Here is a 15,445-nt window from a genome sequence, read left to right as displayed (position 1 = left end):
AGGCACGAAACCAATATGTCCAGTACCACTGTCGCCGAGTTCGCGAACGAGCTCAAGAAGACTCCCGAAATCCTGCTTGACCAGCTCAAGAGCGCGGGGGTGGCCAAGGCCGCCCCGACCGACGCGCTCACCGAGGCCGACAAGCAGCGCCTGCTCGGCTTCCTGAAGGCCAGCCACGGCACGGTCGAGCCCGAGCGCAAGAAGATCACGCTGACCAAGAAGTCGACCAGCGAGATCAAGCAGGCCGACGCCACCGGCCGCGCGCGCACGATCCAGGTCGAGGTGCGCAAGAAGCGCACCTTCATCCAGCGCGACGAGGGCCACCCGGCCACGCCCGAGCCGGCGCAGCAGCCGGCCGAGGCGCCGGCCGCCGCCGCGCCCGCCGCGCCGCGCATCGACGAAGCCGAACTCGCACGCCGCGAGGAGGAAGCGCGCCGCCAGGCCGAACTGATCCGCCGCCAGGAAGAAGAACTGGTCGAGAAGCGTCGCCTGCGCGAGGAAACCGAAGCGCGCGAACGCGAAAAGATCGAGCGCGCCGAACAGGCCGAGCAGGAAGCCAAGGCTGCCCGCAGCAAGAAGGCCGCGGAGAAGCCCGCCACCGTGACCGAAGGTGCGCCCGAAGCGCCCGAGGAAGCACCGGCGGTGAGCAACCGCAAGGCCGCTGCCGAGGCTGCCGCCGCCCAGGTCAAGGAAGACGCCAAGGCCAAGGCGGCTGCCGAATCGAAGGCCCGTGCCGACGAGGAAGCCGTGCGCGCCAAGGACCTCGACGAGCGCCGCCGCAAGGCCCTGGCCGAGGCGGAAGCCATCCGCGCCATGATGAATGCACCGGCGCGCGTGCTGGTGCCGCACAAGGCACCCGAAAAGCCTGCGCCTGAAGCCAAGGCCGCGGTCAAGGGAACGCTGCACAAGCCGGCCACGCCCGCCGCCCGCACGGCGGCGCCGGCTGCGCCCGGCACGACGGCACCCGGCGCCGCCGGCGCCGGCAAGGAAGTCAAGTCGGCCAAGCTCTCGTCGAGCTGGGCCGGCGACACGGCCAAGAAGAAGGAAATCAAGACCCGCGGCGATGCCAGCGGCGGTGTCGGCCGCGGCAACTGGCGCGGGGGCCCGCGCGGGCGCCGCGGCAACGACCGCGGAGGCCAGGAAGAACGCGTGCAGGCCGCGCCGGTGGAGGCGCGCGTGCTCGAAGTGCACGTGCCCGAAACCATCACGGTCTCGGAACTCGCGCACAAGATGGCCGTCAAGGCGTCGGAAGTCATCAAGCAACTGATGAAGCTCGGCCAGATGGCGACCATCAACCAGTCGCTGGACCAGGACACCGCGATGATCATCGTGGAGGACATGGGCCATACCGCGGTGGTCGCCGCGCTGGACGATCCGGAAGCCTTCACCGACGAGGACGTGTCTGCGCAGAACGCCGAAGCGCTGCCGCGCGCACCGGTCGTGACCGTCATGGGCCACGTCGACCATGGCAAGACCTCGCTGCTCGACTACATCCGCCGCGCCAAGGTCGCCGCGGGGGAAGCCGGCGGCATCACGCAGCACATCGGTGCCTACCACGTCCAGACGGAGCGTGGCATGGTGTCCTTCCTCGACACCCCGGGCCACGAGGCCTTCACCGCCATGCGTGCCCGCGGTGCGCAGGCCACCGACATCGTGATCCTGGTGGTGGCGGCGGACGACGGCGTCATGCCCCAGACCAAGGAAGCCATCAAGCACGCGAAAGCGGCGGGTGTGCCGATCGTGGTCGCGATCAACAAGATCGACAAGGCCGATGCCAACCTCGAGCGCGTCAAGCAGGAGCTGGTGGCCGAGGAAGTGGTGCCCGAAGAGTACGGCGGCGATACGCCCTTCGTCCCGGTCTCCGCCAAGACCGGGCAGGGCGTCGACAACCTGCTCGAACAGGTGCTGCTGCAGGCCGAAGTGCTGGAACTCAAGGCGCCGGTGGATGCCGCGGCCAAGGGCCTGGTCATCGAAGCGCAGCTCGACAAGGGCCGCGGCCCGGTCGCCACCGTGCTGGTGCAGTCCGGCACGCTCAAGACCGGCGACGTGGTGCTGGCCGGCTCGACCTTTGGCCGCGTGCGCGCCATGCTCGACGAGGACGGCAAGACCATCAAGACGGCCGGCCCCTCGATCCCGGTCGAGATCCAGGGTCTGACCGAAGTGCCGCAGGCCGGCGACGAGTTCATGGTGATGGGCGATGAGCGCCGCGCGCGCGAGATCGCGACCTACCGTGCGGGCAAGTTCCGCAACACCAAGCTGGCCAAGCAGCAGGCTGCCAAGTTCGAGAACATGTTCTCGGACCTGAGCGCCGGCGAAGTCAAGATGGTGCCGATCATCATCAAGGCCGACGTGCAGGGTTCGCAGGAAGCGCTCGCGCAGTCCCTGCTCAAGCTCTCGAACGACGAGGTCAAGGTGCAGGTCGTGTACGCCGCGGTGGGCGGCATCAGCGAGTCGGACATCAACCTCGCGATCGCCTCCAAGGCCATGGTCATCGGCTTCAACGTGCGCGCCGATGCCGGTGCGCGCAAGCTGGCCGAAGGCAACAACGTCGGCATCAGCTACTACAGCATCATCTATGACGCTGTCGACGAGCTGAAGACGGCGATGGCCGGCATGCTGGCACCGGAGCGGCGCGAAGAGGTCATCGGCTCGGCCGAGATCCGCACCGTCTTCGTGGCGTCCAAGATCGGTACGGTCGCGGGCTGTATGGTCACCGCGGGTTCGGTCAACCGCAGCGCGCATTTCCGCCTGCTGCGCGACAACGTGGTCGTCTACACCGGCGAGATCGACTCGATCAAGCGCCTGAAGGACGACGTGCGCGAAGTGCGCGAAGGCTTCGAGTGCGGTATCAAGCTCAAGAACTACAACGACATCAAGGAAGGTGATCAGCTGGAGTTCTTCGAGATCAAGGAAATCGCCCGGACGCTGTAAGCGCCCGATGCGACCCTGGCCATGCCCAAGAGAAAAGCCGCTGCCCCAAACCGCGCCTTCAAGGTCGCCGATCAGATCCAGCGCGATCTGACGGAGTTGATCGCGCGCGAGTTGAAGGATCCGCGGGTGGGCATGGTCACGATCCAGGCGGTCGAGGTCACGCCCGACTACGCGCATGCGAAGGTCTTCTTCAGCCTGCTCGTCGGCGACCCGGTGGAAACCACCGAAGCGCTGAACCAGGCCGCGGGCTTCCTGCGCAACGGCCTCTTCAAGCGCCTGCACATCCACACCGTGCCCACGCTGCATTTCCAGTTCGACCGCACGACCGAGCGCGCCGCCGACATGAATGCGCTGATTGCGCAGGCCGTCGCTTCACGTTCCAAAGACGACTGAAGATGAACGCGCCACGCACACGGGTGCAGAGGCGCCCTGTGCACGGGGTGCTGCTGCTCGACAAGCCGCTGGGTCTTTCCAGCAACCAGGCCTTGCAGAAGGCCAAATGGCTGCTGCGCGCCGAAAAGGCAGGCCACACGGGCACCCTCGATCCGCTCGCGAGCGGCGTGCTGCCGCTGTGCTTCGGCGCGGCGACCAAGTTCAGCCAGCTGCATCTCGATGCCGACAAGACCTATGAGGCGACCGCGCGGCTCGGCATCAAGACCTCCACGGGCGATGCCGAAGGCGGGGTGATCGCCGAGCGTCCCGTGGCCGTGACGGCCGAGGACCTGGTGCGCGTCGAAGCGCAATTCACCGGTCCGATCCGCCAGGTGCCGCCGATGCACAGCGCGCTCAAGAAGGACGGCAAGGCGCTCTACGAATACGCACGCGATGGCATCGAGGTCGAGCGCGCCGCACGCGACGTGACGATCCACAAGCTGGCGCTCGGCCGCGTGGAAGACGACCAGATCCGCATCCTCGCAACCGTGAGCAAGGGCACCTACATCCGCACGCTCGGCGAAGACATCGGCGAAGCGCTCGGTTGCGGCGCCCATCTCACCGCCTTGCGCCGCATCGCCACCGGCGGCTTCGAAGTCTCGCAATGCGTGACGCTGGAAGCGCTGGAAGCCATGGGCGAGCAAGAGCGCCTGGCGCGGCTGCTGCCGACCGAAGCCCTGGTGGCCGGCCACACGAGCGTCACGCTCGGCGCCGAAGATGCGGCACGCTTTCTTTCGGGCCTGCGCCGTCGCGGCGACTGGCCCGACGCAGCGGAGGTCGCCGTCTTCGGGCCCGCGCCGTCGCACACCCCCGTTCGCCCTGAGCTTGTCGAAGGGCCGGCGCAGGCGTCGACAAGCTCAGCCCGAACGGATGAAAGAGCATTCCTCGGCACGGCGCACGTCACGGCCGGCGAACTGATCCCGGGGCGCTTGCTGAACCCCATCGAAATCCAGCAGACACTTTTGACCGAAGCGACACCATGAGCACCAACCAGATTCGCAACATCGCCATCATCGCCCACGTGGACCATGGCAAGACCACCATGGTCGACCAACTGCTGCGCCAGTCCGGCACCTTCGCCGAACACGAGAAAGTGGTCGACACCGTGATGGACAACAACGCCATCGAAAAGGAGCGTGGCATCACGATCCTGGCCAAGAACTGCGCCGTGACCTGGAAGGGCACGCACATCAACATCGTCGACACCCCCGGCCACGCCGACTTCGGCGGCGAGGTGGAGCGTGCGCTCAGCATGGTGGATGGCGTGGTGCTGCTGATCGACGCCCAGGAAGGCCCCATGCCCCAGACCCGCTTCGTGACCAAGAAGGCCCTGGCCCTGGGTCTGAAGCCCATCCTGGTGGTGAACAAGGTCGACAAGCCCGGCGCGCGCCCCGACTATGTGGTCAACGCCGCCTTCGACCTGTTCGACAAGCTCGGCGCGACGGATGAACAGCTCGATTTCCCCGTGGTCTACGCCTCGGGCATCAACGGCTGGTCGTCGCTGGAAGAGGGCGAACACGGCGAGCAGTGGGGCCCCGACATGTCGGCCCTGTTCGACACCATCCTCAAGCACGTGCCGGCCCATGCGGGAGATCCCGCCGCGCCGCTGCAGCTGCAGATCTCCGCGCTCGACTTCTCGACCTTCGTGGGCCGCATCGGCGTCGGTCGCATCAACGCCGGCACCATCAAGCCCATGATGGACGTGGTCGTGATGGAAGGTCCGGACGGCAAGTCCGTCAAAGGCCGCGTCAACCAGGTGCTGACTTTCCAGGGCCTGGAACGCGTGCAGGCCACCGAAGCCGGCCCGGGCGAGATCGTGCTGATCAACGGCATTGCCGACATCGGCATCGGCGTGACCGTTACCGACCCGGTGAATCCGGCGCCGCTGCCCATGCTCAGGGTCGACGAGCCGACGCTGACGATGAACTTCTGCGTCAACACCAGCCCGCTGGCCGGCCGCGAAGGCAAGTTCGTCACCAGCCGCCAGATCTGGGACCGCCTGCAGAAGGAGCTGCAGCACAACGTGGCGCTGCGCGTCAAGGAAACCGACGAGGAGGGCATCTTCGAAGTGATGGGCCGCGGCGAACTCCACCTGACCATCCTGCTGGAAAACATGCGCCGCGAAGGCTACGAACTGGCTGTGTCCAAGCCGCGTGTGGTGTTCCGCGACGTCGATGGCGTCAAGCACGAGCCGATCGAACTGGTGACCGCCGACATCGAAGACCAGCACCAGGGCGGCGTGATGCAGGCGCTGGGCGAGCGCAAGGGCGAGCTGGTCAACATGGAGCCGGACGGCCGCGGGCGCGTGCGCCTGGAGTACCGCATTCCGGCGCGGGGCCTGATCGGCTTCACCAACGAGTTCCTGAACCTGACGCGCGGCTCGGGCCTGATCTCCAACATCTTCGACAGCTACGAGGCGCACAAGGGCGACATCGGCAGCCGCAAGAACGGCGTGCTGATTTCCATGGACGACGGCGAGATCTTCACCTACGCGCTGGGCAAGCTGGACGATCGCGGCCGCATGTTCGTGCGGGCGAACGACCCGGTTTACGAAGGCATGATCGTCGGCATCCACAGCCGCGACAACGACCTGGTGGTCAATGCCACGCGCACCAAGCAGCTCACCAACTTCCGCGTCTCGGGCAAGGAAGACGCGATCAAGATCACGCCGCCGATCGACCTCACGCTCGAATACGGCGTGGAATTCATCGAGGACGACGAACTGGTCGAGATCACGCCCAAGAGCGTGCGCCTGCGCAAGCGCTTCCTGAAGGAACATGAGCGCAAGCGCGCCAGCCGCGACACAGTCTAGAGCCGCGCTGTCTCACGGCCGCGCGGTCTGGCTGATGGTCGCCGTGACCCTCATGTGGGCGACGGCGGGCGTGGTCACGCGCCACCTCGAACAGGCGCGCAGCTTCGAGATCACCTTCTGGCGCAGCTTCTTCACGCTGCTGGCCCTGCTCGTGATCCTGCCGCTCTGGCAGGGACGCGCAGTGTTCTCGAAGATCCGCGACGGCGGCCGCGCGTTGTGGATCTCGGGCGTCTGCTGGTGCGTGATGTTCACCGCCTTCATGGTGGCGCTCACGCTGACCAGCGTGGCCAACGTGCTGGTGACCATGGCTCTGGGGCCGCTCTTCACCGCGCTCGCGGCGCGGGTCTTCATCGGCCACCGGCTTGCGGCGCGCACCTGGGCCGCCATCGTGGTGGCGGGCCTGGGCATCGGCTGGATGTACGGCACCCAGCTCGGCGACGGCCTGCTGGCCGGCACGCTGGTGGCGCTCTGCGTGCCGCTGGCCGGCGCCTGCAACTGGACCGTGGTTCAGCATGCGCATGCCAAGGGCCGCGACATCGACCTGGTCCCCTCGGTGCTGCTCGGCGCCGCGGTCTCGTCGCTGGTCACGCTGCCGCTGGCCTGGCCGCTCCAGGCCAATGCGCACGACCTGGGCCTGCTCGCCTTCCTTGGCTTGTTCCAGCTCGCGATCCCGTGTGCGCTGTCGGTGGTCTGCGCGCGCATCCTGAAGGCGCCCGAGGTGGCGCTGCTCGCGCTGCTGGAAATCGTCTTCGGCATCGCGCTGGCCTGGATTGGGGCCGGCGAGGAGCCGGCGCCGAGCGTGCTGACAGGCGGTGCGCTCGTGATCGGCGCATTGGTGTTCAACGAACTGCTCGGGCTGCGTGACCGCCGCGCGGCCGCTATACCCTTGCCGTGGACCCACTAGACTTGGGACTTCTACCGATGTCCGGTGCAAACCCAGGACCGTTTGACTTCCATTTCAAGAGGGAGATATCGATGCGACTTTCCACGTTCCTGCTGGCCGGTGCGCTGGCTACGGCATCCTTGGGCGCCGCGGCCCAGGTGTCGGTCAACATCCATGTGCCGGGCCTCATTGCCGTGGCGCCGCCGGCGCCTCGCTTCGAGCGCGTGCCGGCGCCACGCGTCGGCTACGTCTGGGTGGCCGGCCATTGGCAATACCACCAGGACGCGTATGGCTGGCGCCAGGGCTACTGGGAGCCGGCGCGCCCCGACCATGTCTATGCGCCGGGCCGCTGGGTGCGCGCCGACGGCGGCTGGCGCTGGGTCGAACCCAACTGGAAGAGCAAGGGCGGCAAGCACCGCGACCACGACGACGATCGCTATGAACGTCATGGCCGGCATGACGATCACGGCCCCGGCGGCCATCACTGCCCGCCGGGACAGGCCAAGAAGGGCCGCTGCTGAGCCTCAGGGGCGCGCCACCTTCCAGACGTTGTTGACGCCATCGCCGGTCTTGTCGCCGGCCTTGGTGTCCTTGACCCAGTAGTAGAGCGGCCAGCCCTTGTAGGCCCATTGCTTCTTGCCGTCGTCGCGCACGACGATGGTGTAGGCGGCCATCGGCTTGGCTGTGTCGGCCGCCATCAGCGGCGGCCAGTTGGTGGCGCAGGGTCCGTTGCAGGTGGACTTGCCGCTGCCGGCGGTATCGCGATCGAAGGTGTAGAGCGTCATGCCGGTGGGGCCGACCAGCACGCCATCGGCGGTACGGGTCGGGGTGTCCGGCGCCGATGCGGTCCTGGACATGCTGCCGCATCCGGCGAGCAGGGCGGCCGCAAGAATCGAAGCGCTGAGCAGTTTCATCAAGTTTTCTCCTTCGGTTAAAAAATCGCAAAAGCCGATACGGCCGGGGCAGTCTAGCGCCCGGGCCTTTTGTTCATAGTTGACGGTAGACCACGCCGGCGAGGCCCAGCAGCGCATCGCGCGGCAGCTTGCCCGCCAATGCATAGCCGAAACCGCGATCGACCCAATAGAAGCTCGGCACCGGACTGTCCGTCGAGTAGCGGAACGCCGTTTCGCCCGCCTGTGCCGGCCCGGCGGCGCTGCCCAGGCTGCCGATGTAGAGGGTCACGCGCTCGCCGTCGGCGCGCTCGAACATGAACTGTGCCCTTGCCCCCTCGCTGCCCGGCAGCAGACGGCCGCCCACGAGCGCGTAGCCCTCGGCCGACAGATCCGGCACCTTGAGCGGCTTGTCGAGCCGCCTGGAGAGCCACTGGACGAGGTGCTGCTGCTCGGCAGCGACCACTTCGACCGGATGCCGCTTCTCGGGCGCATAGACCGCATGCGCCACCGAGGCGGCATGCACGAACTCGCGCGTGGCCGGCGCGCGGGCCAGCGCGGCGCCGGTCTGCTGCGACGCCGACCATTGGTGGTTGCCGACCCAGCCGGCGGCGAAGGCGATCAGCACGCCCGCAGCCATCCCGCCCCAGCGCATCCAGCGCGCCTGTCGGGCCCGGCGATCATCTAGATGCCGGGCCGCCGCCAGCAGCGCTTTGGGAACGGGTTCGTCGAGCACTTCGCGATGCAGTTCGCGCAGCGCGTCGCGCTGGGCTCGCCAGGCGAGCTGGTCGGTGTCGGGAGGCGGCGTGGGGCTGTTCATGGCGGATGAGATGCGGGCTACTTGAGGCGGCGCAGACCGGGGCGGCCCGATGCCGGCGACTCGGTCCCTTCCATCAGGTCCTGAAGCCGGACCCGGGCCCGCGAGAGGCGCGACATGACGGTGCCCACGGGGACATCCAGAATCCTGGCGACCTGCGCGTAGGAGAGGTCTTCGAGCGCCACCAGCAGCAGCACGGCGCGCTGCTCCTCGGGCAGGCGCATCAGGCAGCGCTGCAGGTCGATGGTCCGGTCGCGATGGCCGTCGCCACTGCTCAATTCATGCGCCACATCATCGATGTCCACCGTGGCGCGCGGCGGTGCGCGCCGCACCTGGCTCGCGAACACGTTGTGCATGAGCGTGAAGAGCCAAGCCCGCAGATCGCTGCCCACGATCCACAAGCGCCACTTGCTGCAGGCGCGCTCCAGCGTGTCCTGCACCAGGTCGTCCGCGGCCCAGGCGTCTCCCGTCAGCGCGCGCGCATAGCGCCTGAGGCTGGGGATGTGGTCGACGAGCGCGCGTGAATCCATCGCTGCACTAACGCCGTGGGGGCGCGGTTTATTCCACCGTGCCCGAAAAAATTCAGTGCTCGCTGCGCAGCACTCGCCGCTTGATCGGCTTGGCAGGGTTGCCGCCGTACACCGTCCAGGGATCCAGGGAGCGGAAGGCGACGCTGCGGGCGCCCAGCACCGCGCCTTCGCCCACTTCCACACCGGGCCCGACGAAGGCTTCTGCCGCGATCCAGGCGTCGGCGCCGATGGTGATCGGGCTCGCCGTCAACTGGAAACTCGCAGAGGAAATGTCGTGGCTGCCTGCGCACAGGTGTGCGCCCTGCGAGACCAGCGCGGCGCGCTCGAGCCGGATCGGCGCCATGTTGTAGCAAATGACCCGTTCAGCCAGCATCGCGCGATCGGCCAGGTGCAGATGCGGCGGATACCAGACCCGCGCGCTGCCGCGCACGTCGCTGGATTCGCCCAATTGCGCGCCGAAGAGTTTCAGCAGAAAGCGGCGCCAGAAGCGCATCTGCGGCGGCGTCCAGGAGGCGAGCAGCGCCCAGCTCAGGTTCCAGGCCGCGCGCAGCAGCCGGTTGGAAAGCGAGAAACTGGGGCCGCCTTCGAGCGGGTTGACGCGCGCGGCGTCGAGGGGTTGGAGCGCCATGGTGCTTCCTTCAGCGGCTACGGCTCTTCATGGCCCGCTCGACCTCGCGCTTGCCTTCGCGGTCCTTGATGGTGTCGCGCTTGTCGTGCTCGGCCTTGCCCTTGGCCAGCGCGATCTCGCACTTCACCTTGCCCGCTTTCCAATGCAGGTTGAGCGGCACCAGCGTGTAGCCTTTCTGCTCGACCTTGCCCACGAGGCGGCGAATCTGCTCCTTGTGCAGCAGCAGCTTCTTGGTGCGCACCGAATCGGGCGTGATGTGCGTCGAGGCCGAACGCAGCGGGTTGATCTGGCAGCCGATCACGAACAGCTCGCCGTCGCGGATCACGACGTAGCCGTCGGTCAGTTGCACCTTGCCTTCGCGCAGCGATTTGACTTCCCAGCCCTCCAGCACCATGCCGGCCTCGAAGCGTTCTTCGAAGAAGTAGTTGTACGCGGCCTTCTTGTTGTCCGCGATCCGGGAGGAGGTGTCTTGTTTTTTTGTGGCCATGGTGTGTCAGGTGAGGGCTGCATGGCTTCAATACAATCCGTCGCGCACGCTGTGCCGATTCTATGAAAACAGTCCACAAGTCCATCCTGATCTGGTACAGCGCCGAAGAGATGTACTCCCTGGTCACTGACGTGACGAAGTACCCCGAGTTTCTCCCCTGGTGCGACAAGGCCAAGGTGATCGAGCACGACGCCGCCGGCATGACGGCCGAAGTCGGCCTCGCTTTCAGCGGTTTTCACCACAGCTTCACCACCCGCAACACCCATGTGCCGGGCCGCGAGGTCCATTTGAAGCTGGTCGACGGACCGTTCTCCAACCTCGACGGCGTCTGGAAGTTCACCCCGGTGGGCGAGGCGGGCGAGCGGGCCTGCCGCGTCGAGCTCAACCTCAGCTACGGCTTCAGCAATTTCGCGTTGCAGGCGCTGGTCGGGCCGGTGTTCGACAAGGTCGCATCCAACCTCGTGGAGGCCTTCGTCAAGCGCGCCGAGCACATCTACGACAAGATCTGATGCTGCAGGTGACCGTGGCGTACTCGCCGGCGCCGCGCGAGGTGTTCGAAGAGGTGCTGGGCGTGGCCGAAGGCGCGACAGTGCGCGATGCCGTGCGCGCGAGCCATCTGCCGCTTCAATTCCCGCAGCTCGACTGGCAGGCGATGCAGCCCGGAATCTGGGGCCATGCGGTGGCATGGGATCAGGCTCTGGCAGACCTCGACCGCATCGAGCTCTGCCGCGCGCTCACGGTGGACCCCAAGGTCGCACGGCGCGAGCGATTCAAGAAACAGGGCGCACGCGGAACGGGCCTGTTCGCGCGCCGCCGCAAGGGCGGCAAGGCCGGGTACTAGGCTCGGGGTGTGCGGGAGATCAGGCGGGAAACACCGCGGAACCGGCTTCGCCGGGCCGCTGGTGTTGCCCCCGGAAGGGGGGTTGGCGAAGCGACACGAAGTGCGCGAAGCCTGGGGGCGAGCCTATTACTTGCAGTCGGCGCCGATCACCGACTGCAGGCGCTCCTGCTCGGCGGCCCGCGCCTTGTCGTCCATGATCTCGCGCTCGCCCTGGGCGTTCACGCGGGCCACGCGGATGCCGCTGTCGAAGGTGGCCTTGGCCTGGCGCGCCCGCTGGCAGTTCTCGGCCTTGGCCTGGGCGATCTTCTGAGCCTCGGCGGCCTTCTTGGCCTTTTCGGCTTCCTCGGCCTTGCGCGTTTTCTCCTCGAGTTCCTTGTCCACGCCGCTGGGCCTGGCGCCGCTGGCGGCAACGCGGGGCGCAGCAGCGGCATCGGCCTCGGGAGTTGCCGGTGCAGGGCTGAAGTTCGGCCGCGAGGAGGGCGCACCCGGCCGGCGCAGGATGTTCTTGTCCGGAATCTCGGGCGGCGGGGCCTGGTCGCTGAAGACCTTCTTGTTGTCCTTGTCGATCCACTGCCACTGGGCATTGGCGCCCATCGACAGCAACAGGCAGGCCGATCCGAGTACGAGCAAGTGCGCGATTTTCATGGCCGGCAGTTTAGCGCCGCCTTACGTTTTGCAACTTACTCGATGGCGTTTTTGCAACGTAACAACGGTATTCGTGCCGCAAGCCGATTCACCTTTGGCCCGGGTAAGTACCGAGCCATCGTTACAATCCGTCTTTTGGAGCTTCACCCATGCGCCTTCTCGGCAAAGCGCTCACCTTCGACGACGTGTTGCTGGTGCCAGCGTTCTCTCAGGTCCTGCCCAAGGACACCTCCCTCGCCACCCGATTCTCCCGCAATATCACACTGAACCTGCCGCTGGTCTCCGCGGCGATGGACACCGTGACCGAAGCGCGCCTCGCCATCGCGATGGCGCAAGAGGGCGGCATCGGGATCGTGCACAAGAACTTCACCGCCGCCGAGCAGGCTGCGCAGGTGGCCAAGGTGAAGCGCTACGAATCCGGCGTGCTGCGGGATCCGGTGGTGATCACGCCCACGCACACCGTGCTGCAGGTCATGCAGCTGTCCGACGAACTGGGCATCTCGGGCTTTCCGGTCCTCGACGGCGGCAAGGTGGTCGGCATCGTGACCGGGCGCGACCTGCGCTTCGAGAGCCGCTACGACGTGCCGGTGAGCGAGATCATGACGCCGCGCGAGAAGCTCATCACCGTGCCCGACGGCACCACGCTCGCCGAGGCCAAGGCGCTGCTCAACAAGCACAAGCTCGAACGCCTGCTGGTCATCAACAACGCCTGGGAGCTCAAGGGCCTGATCACCGTCAAGGACATCACCAAGCAGACCAGTTTCCCGAACGCCGCGCGCGACGCCAGCGGCCGGCTGCGCGTGGGCGCCGCGGTCGGCGTGGGCGAGGGCACCGAGGAGCGCGTCGAGGCGCTCGTGAAGGCCGGCGTCGACGCGATCGTGGTCGACACCGCCCACGGCCATAGCGCCGGCGTGATCGAGCGCGTGCGCTGGGTCAAGAAGAACTATCCGCAGGTCGACGTGATCGGAGGCAACATCGCCACCGGCGATGCCGCCCGCGCGCTGGCCGATGCGGGCGCCGACGCGGTCAAGGTCGGCATCGGCCCCGGTTCCATCTGCACCACGCGCATCGTGGCCGGTGTCGGCGTGCCGCAGATCATGGCGGTGGACAACGTCGCCACCGCGCTGCAGGGCAGCGGCATCCCGCTGATCGCCGACGGCGGCATCCGCTACTCGGGCGACATCGCCAAGGCCATCGCCGCCGGCGCCAGCACCGTGATGATGGGCGGCATGTTCGCCGGCACTGAAGAGGCGCCGGGCGAGATCGTGCTGTTCCAGGGCCGCAGCTACAAGAGCTATCGCGGCATGGGCTCGATCGGCGCCATGCAGCAGGGCAGCGCCGACCGCTACTTCCAGGAATCGACCACCGGCAACCCGAACGCGGACAAGCTGGTGCCCGAAGGAATCGAGGGCCGCGTGCCCTACAAGGGCTCGATGGTCTCGATCGTCTACCAGATGTCCGGCGGCTTGCGCGCCAGCATGGGCTACTGCGGCTGCGCCACTATCGAGGACATGAAGAACAAGGCCGAGTTCGTCGAGATCACTACCGCGGGCATTCGGGAAAGCCACGTGCACGACGTGCAGATCACCAAGGAAGCGCCCAACTACCGCGCGGAGTGATCGGCCTCTCATGCACCACCAAAAAATCCTGATTCTCGATTTCGGCTCCCAGGTCACCCAGCTGATCGCACGGCGCGTGCGCGAAGCGCATGTGCTCTCCGAAGTCCATCCCTGCGACGTCACCGACGAATGGGTGCGCGAGTACGCGAGGGACGGCAGCCTGAAGGGCGTCATCCTCTCCGGTAGTCACGCAAGCGTCTACGAAGAGACGACCGACAAGGCGCCGCAGGCGGTGTTCGAGCTCGGCGTGCCGGTGCTCGGCATCTGCTACGGCATGCAGACCATGGCGCACCAGCTGGGCGGCAAGGTCGAGGGCGGCCACAAGCGCGAGTTCGGCTTTGCCGCCGTGCGCGCGCGCGGCCACACCGAGCTCCTGCGCGACATCGCCGACTTCACGACCGACGAAGGCCACGGCATGCTCAACGTCTGGATGAGCCACGGCGACAAGGTCACCGAGCTGCCGCCGGGTTTCAAGCTGATGGCCTCGACAGAGAGCTGCCCGATCGCCGGCATGGCCGACGAAGACCGGCATTTCTACGCCCTGCAGTTCCACCCCGAAGTCACGCACACGCAGCAGGGCAAGGCGATCCTCGAACGCTTCGTGCTCGGCATCTGCGGCGCCAAGCCCGATTGGGTGATGCGCGACCACATCGCCGAGGCGGTAGAGGCGATCCGCAAGCAGGTGGGCGACGAGGAAGTCATCCTCGGCCTCTCGGGCGGCGTCGATTCCTCGGTGGCCGCCGCGCTGATCCATCGCGCCATCGGCGACCAGCTGACCTGCGTGTTCGTCGACCATGGCCTCTTGCGCCTCGACGAAGGCGACAAGGTGATGGACATGTTCGTCGGCCAGCTGCACGCCAAGGTGATCCGCGTCGATGCAAGCGAGCTCTTTCTCGGCAAGCTGGCCGGCGTGAGCGACCCGGAGGCCAAGCGCAAGATCATCGGCGGCGAATTCGTCACCGTCTTCAAGCAGGAAGCGGCCAAGCTCACCAGCGCCGGGGCCAAGGGCGCCAAGTGGCTGGCCCAGGGCACGATCTATCCCGACGTCATCGAGTCCGGCGGAGCCAAGAGCAAGAAGGCCGTCACGATCAAGAGCCACCACAACGTGGGCGGCCTCCCCGAGCAGCTGGGCCTGAAGCTGCTGGAGCCGCTGCGCGACCTGTTCAAGGACGAGGTACGCGAGCTCGGCGTCGCGCTCGGCCTGCCGCCCGAGATGGTGTACCGCCATCCTTTCCCCGGGCCGGGCCTGGGCGTTCGCATCCTCGGCGAGGTCAAGAAGGAATACGCCGAGCTGCTGCGCCGCGCCGACGCGATCTTCATCGAGGAGCTGCGCAACTTCAAGGACCCGTCCAGCGGCAAGAGCTGGTACGACCTGACCAGCCAGGCCTTCACCGTGTTCCTGCCGGTCAAGAGCGTGGGCGTGATGGGCGACGGCCGCACCTACGACTACGTGGTGGCGCTGCGCGCCGTGCAGACCAGCGACTTCATGACCGCCGACTGGGCCGAGCTGCCCTATGCGCTGCTCAAGAAGGTCTCGGGTCGCATCATCAACGAGGTGCGAGGCATCAACCGCGTGACCTACGACGTGAGCAGCAAGCCACCGGCGACGATCGAGTGGGAGTGAGGTGTGCGGTAATGCTTATATAAATCAATGACTCAGATCGAGTTTCGATGTCCATGAGCACGACATCAATGGTGCTTCTCGAAAACTCTAAGTTGTTGAAAGATCTGGGCTTTTTGTTGCAGCAAAAACCCATCCGAAAGTGATCAGCGAAGAATGCAGCGCTACTTTCTGACGGTATTTTTGACGGCATCCCAGCGTTGCTGGATTGACGCCGATTTTTTACCGCCATTCGCTCCTGCAGAACGAGGCCGCGTGCTGGCACTGGAGGATGCCGCCAAGGACCTGCTGACGCCGGAGAACACGTGA

At 66.7% G+C, this 15,445-nt stretch carries 17 protein-coding genes; 11 read left to right on the top strand and 6 right to left on the bottom strand.

Annotated features, from left to right (window positions below):
• The first annotated feature begins 15 nt into the window (after positions 1 to 15).
• The 6 genes from infB to BLS74_RS15000 all read left to right on the top strand — a co-directional run bounded on the left by infB (position 16) and on the right by BLS74_RS15000 (position 7,579).
• A complete protein-coding gene (gene infB / locus BLS74_RS15025; RefSeq protein ID WP_093107545.1) occupies positions 16 to 2,931 on the top strand; it encodes a translation initiation factor IF-2 in 2,916 nt (971 codons plus the stop codon).
• A gap of 21 nt (positions 2,932 to 2,952) precedes the next feature.
• Complete coding sequence (gene rbfA / locus BLS74_RS15020; RefSeq protein WP_093107543.1) at positions 2,953 to 3,324, top strand: 30S ribosome-binding factor RbfA; 372 nt, start codon at positions 2,953 to 2,955, stop codon at positions 3,322 to 3,324.
• Positions 3,325 to 3,326: 2 nt separating this feature from the next.
• Positions 3,327 to 4,346, top strand: a complete 1,020-nt coding sequence (gene truB, locus BLS74_RS15015) for a tRNA pseudouridine(55) synthase TruB (RefSeq protein WP_093107541.1) — start codon at positions 3,327 to 3,329, stop codon at positions 4,344 to 4,346.
• Positions 4,343 to 6,175, top strand: coding sequence for a translational GTPase TypA (gene typA / locus BLS74_RS15010; protein ID WP_093107539.1), 1,833 nt, complete (start codon positions 4,343 to 4,345; stop codon positions 6,173 to 6,175). Before truB ends, typA begins: the two co-directional genes overlap by 4 nt.
• A 34-nt stretch (positions 6,176 to 6,209) precedes the next feature.
• Positions 6,210 to 7,079 carry a DMT family transporter gene (locus BLS74_RS15005; RefSeq protein WP_170855608.1) on the top strand — a complete coding sequence of 290 codons (870 nt, stop codon included), beginning with the start codon at positions 6,210 to 6,212 and terminating at the stop codon, positions 7,077 to 7,079.
• Between the two features lie 71 nt (positions 7,080 to 7,150).
• Positions 7,151 to 7,579, top strand: a complete 429-nt coding sequence (locus BLS74_RS15000) for a YXWGXW repeat-containing protein (RefSeq protein WP_093107535.1) — start codon at positions 7,151 to 7,153, stop codon at positions 7,577 to 7,579.
• Between the two features lie 3 nt (positions 7,580 to 7,582).
• Here the strand turns inward: BLS74_RS15000 and BLS74_RS14995 are convergent, their stop codons facing one another.
• The 5 genes from BLS74_RS14995 to smpB all read right to left on the bottom strand — a co-directional run bounded on the left by BLS74_RS14995 (position 7,583) and on the right by smpB (position 10,410).
• Positions 7,583 to 7,972, bottom strand: a complete 390-nt coding sequence (locus BLS74_RS14995; protein WP_093107533.1) for a COG4315 family predicted lipoprotein — start codon at positions 7,970 to 7,972, stop codon at positions 7,583 to 7,585.
• A 73-nt stretch (positions 7,973 to 8,045) separates the two neighbouring features.
• Positions 8,046 to 8,768 (bottom strand): anti-sigma factor family protein, encoded by a 723-nt coding sequence (locus tag BLS74_RS14990; RefSeq protein ID WP_093107531.1) that lies wholly within the window; start codon positions 8,766 to 8,768, stop codon positions 8,046 to 8,048.
• Between the two features lie 17 nt (positions 8,769 to 8,785).
• Positions 8,786 to 9,295 (bottom strand): sigma-70 family RNA polymerase sigma factor, encoded by a 510-nt coding sequence (locus BLS74_RS14985; RefSeq protein ID WP_093107529.1) that lies wholly within the window; start codon positions 9,293 to 9,295, stop codon positions 8,786 to 8,788.
• Positions 9,296 to 9,347: 52 nt separating this feature from the next.
• Positions 9,348 to 9,923 (bottom strand): LbetaH domain-containing protein, encoded by a 576-nt coding sequence (locus BLS74_RS14980; RefSeq protein ID WP_093107527.1) that lies wholly within the window; start codon positions 9,921 to 9,923, stop codon positions 9,348 to 9,350.
• A 10-nt stretch (positions 9,924 to 9,933) separates the two neighbouring features.
• Entirely contained in the window at positions 9,934 to 10,410 is a 477-nt protein-coding gene (gene smpB, locus BLS74_RS14975) for an SsrA-binding protein SmpB (RefSeq protein WP_093107525.1), read from the bottom strand.
• A 62-nt stretch (positions 10,411 to 10,472) separates the two neighbouring features.
• Here smpB and BLS74_RS14970 point away from each other — a divergent pair, with 62 nt between their 5' ends.
• Positions 10,473 to 10,919: a type II toxin-antitoxin system RatA family toxin gene (locus BLS74_RS14970; protein WP_093107523.1), complete on the top strand. Its 447-nt coding sequence runs from the start codon at positions 10,473 to 10,475 to the stop codon at positions 10,917 to 10,919.
• Positions 10,919 to 11,251 (top strand): RnfH family protein, encoded by a 333-nt coding sequence (locus BLS74_RS14965; RefSeq protein ID WP_093107521.1) that lies wholly within the window; start codon positions 10,919 to 10,921, stop codon positions 11,249 to 11,251. Before BLS74_RS14970 ends, BLS74_RS14965 begins: the two co-directional genes overlap by 1 nt.
• A gap of 126 nt (positions 11,252 to 11,377) precedes the next feature.
• Here the strand turns inward: BLS74_RS14965 and BLS74_RS14955 are convergent, their stop codons facing one another.
• On the bottom strand, positions 11,378 to 11,896 hold the full coding sequence (locus BLS74_RS14955) for a DUF4124 domain-containing protein (protein WP_093107519.1): 519 nt from the start codon (positions 11,894 to 11,896) through the stop codon (positions 11,378 to 11,380).
• A 149-nt stretch (positions 11,897 to 12,045) separates the two neighbouring features.
• On the opposite strand from BLS74_RS14955, the gene guaB reads away from it, so the two are divergent.
• The 3 genes from guaB (at position 12,046) to BLS74_RS34390 (ending at position 15,445) form a co-directional block, all read left to right on the top strand.
• Positions 12,046 to 13,515 carry an IMP dehydrogenase gene (gene guaB, locus BLS74_RS14950; protein WP_093107517.1) on the top strand — a complete coding sequence of 490 codons (1,470 nt, stop codon included), beginning with the start codon at positions 12,046 to 12,048 and terminating at the stop codon, positions 13,513 to 13,515.
• Positions 13,516 to 13,525: 10 nt separating this feature from the next.
• Positions 13,526 to 15,139, top strand: coding sequence for a glutamine-hydrolyzing GMP synthase (gene guaA / locus BLS74_RS14945; protein ID WP_093107515.1), 1,614 nt, complete (start codon positions 13,526 to 13,528; stop codon positions 15,137 to 15,139).
• 153 nt (positions 15,140 to 15,292) lie between these two features.
• The gene (locus tag BLS74_RS34390) at positions 15,293 to 15,445 is read left to right on the top strand and encodes a hypothetical protein (RefSeq protein WP_170855607.1); all 153 of its coding nucleotides are present in this window, start codon (positions 15,293 to 15,295) and stop codon (positions 15,443 to 15,445) included.

This window comes from Variovorax sp. CF079 (assembly GCF_900101545.1).
In the GTDB taxonomy this organism is placed as follows: Bacteria; Pseudomonadota; Gammaproteobacteria; order Burkholderiales; family Burkholderiaceae_C; genus Variovorax.
Note: the sequence above shows the minus strand (reverse complement) of the source record. Positions and strands in the feature narration are given on the sequence as shown.

Coding starts and splice junctions, on each gene's coding strand:
- infB (WP_093107545.1), top strand. CDS start 16: ATGTCCAGTACCACTGTCGCCGAGTTCGCGAACGAGCTCAAGAAGACT.
- rbfA (WP_093107543.1), top strand. CDS start 2,953: ATGCCCAAGAGAAAAGCCGCTGCCCCAAACCGCGCCTTCAAGGTCGCC.
- truB (WP_093107541.1), top strand. CDS start 3,327: ATGAACGCGCCACGCACACGGGTGCAGAGGCGCCCTGTGCACGGGGTG.
- typA (WP_093107539.1), top strand. CDS start 4,343: ATGAGCACCAACCAGATTCGCAACATCGCCATCATCGCCCACGTGGAC.
- BLS74_RS15005 (WP_170855608.1), top strand. CDS start 6,210: ATGGTCGCCGTGACCCTCATGTGGGCGACGGCGGGCGTGGTCACGCGC.
- BLS74_RS15000 (WP_093107535.1), top strand. CDS start 7,151: ATGCGACTTTCCACGTTCCTGCTGGCCGGTGCGCTGGCTACGGCATCC.
- BLS74_RS14995 (WP_093107533.1), bottom strand. CDS start 7,972: ATGAAACTGCTCAGCGCTTCGATTCTTGCGGCCGCCCTGCTCGCCGGA.
- BLS74_RS14990 (WP_093107531.1), bottom strand. CDS start 8,768: ATGAACAGCCCCACGCCGCCTCCCGACACCGACCAGCTCGCCTGGCGA.
- BLS74_RS14985 (WP_093107529.1), bottom strand. CDS start 9,295: ATGGATTCACGCGCGCTCGTCGACCACATCCCCAGCCTCAGGCGCTAT.
- BLS74_RS14980 (WP_093107527.1), bottom strand. CDS start 9,923: ATGGCGCTCCAACCCCTCGACGCCGCGCGCGTCAACCCGCTCGAAGGC.
- smpB (WP_093107525.1), bottom strand. CDS start 10,410: ATGGCCACAAAAAAACAAGACACCTCCTCCCGGATCGCGGACAACAAG.
- BLS74_RS14970 (WP_093107523.1), top strand. CDS start 10,473: ATGAAAACAGTCCACAAGTCCATCCTGATCTGGTACAGCGCCGAAGAG.
- BLS74_RS14965 (WP_093107521.1), top strand. CDS start 10,919: ATGCTGCAGGTGACCGTGGCGTACTCGCCGGCGCCGCGCGAGGTGTTC.
- BLS74_RS14955 (WP_093107519.1), bottom strand. CDS start 11,896: ATGAAAATCGCGCACTTGCTCGTACTCGGATCGGCCTGCCTGTTGCTG.
- guaB (WP_093107517.1), top strand. CDS start 12,046: ATGCGCCTTCTCGGCAAAGCGCTCACCTTCGACGACGTGTTGCTGGTG.
- guaA (WP_093107515.1), top strand. CDS start 13,526: ATGCACCACCAAAAAATCCTGATTCTCGATTTCGGCTCCCAGGTCACC.
- BLS74_RS34390 (WP_170855607.1), top strand. CDS start 15,293: ATGCAGCGCTACTTTCTGACGGTATTTTTGACGGCATCCCAGCGTTGC.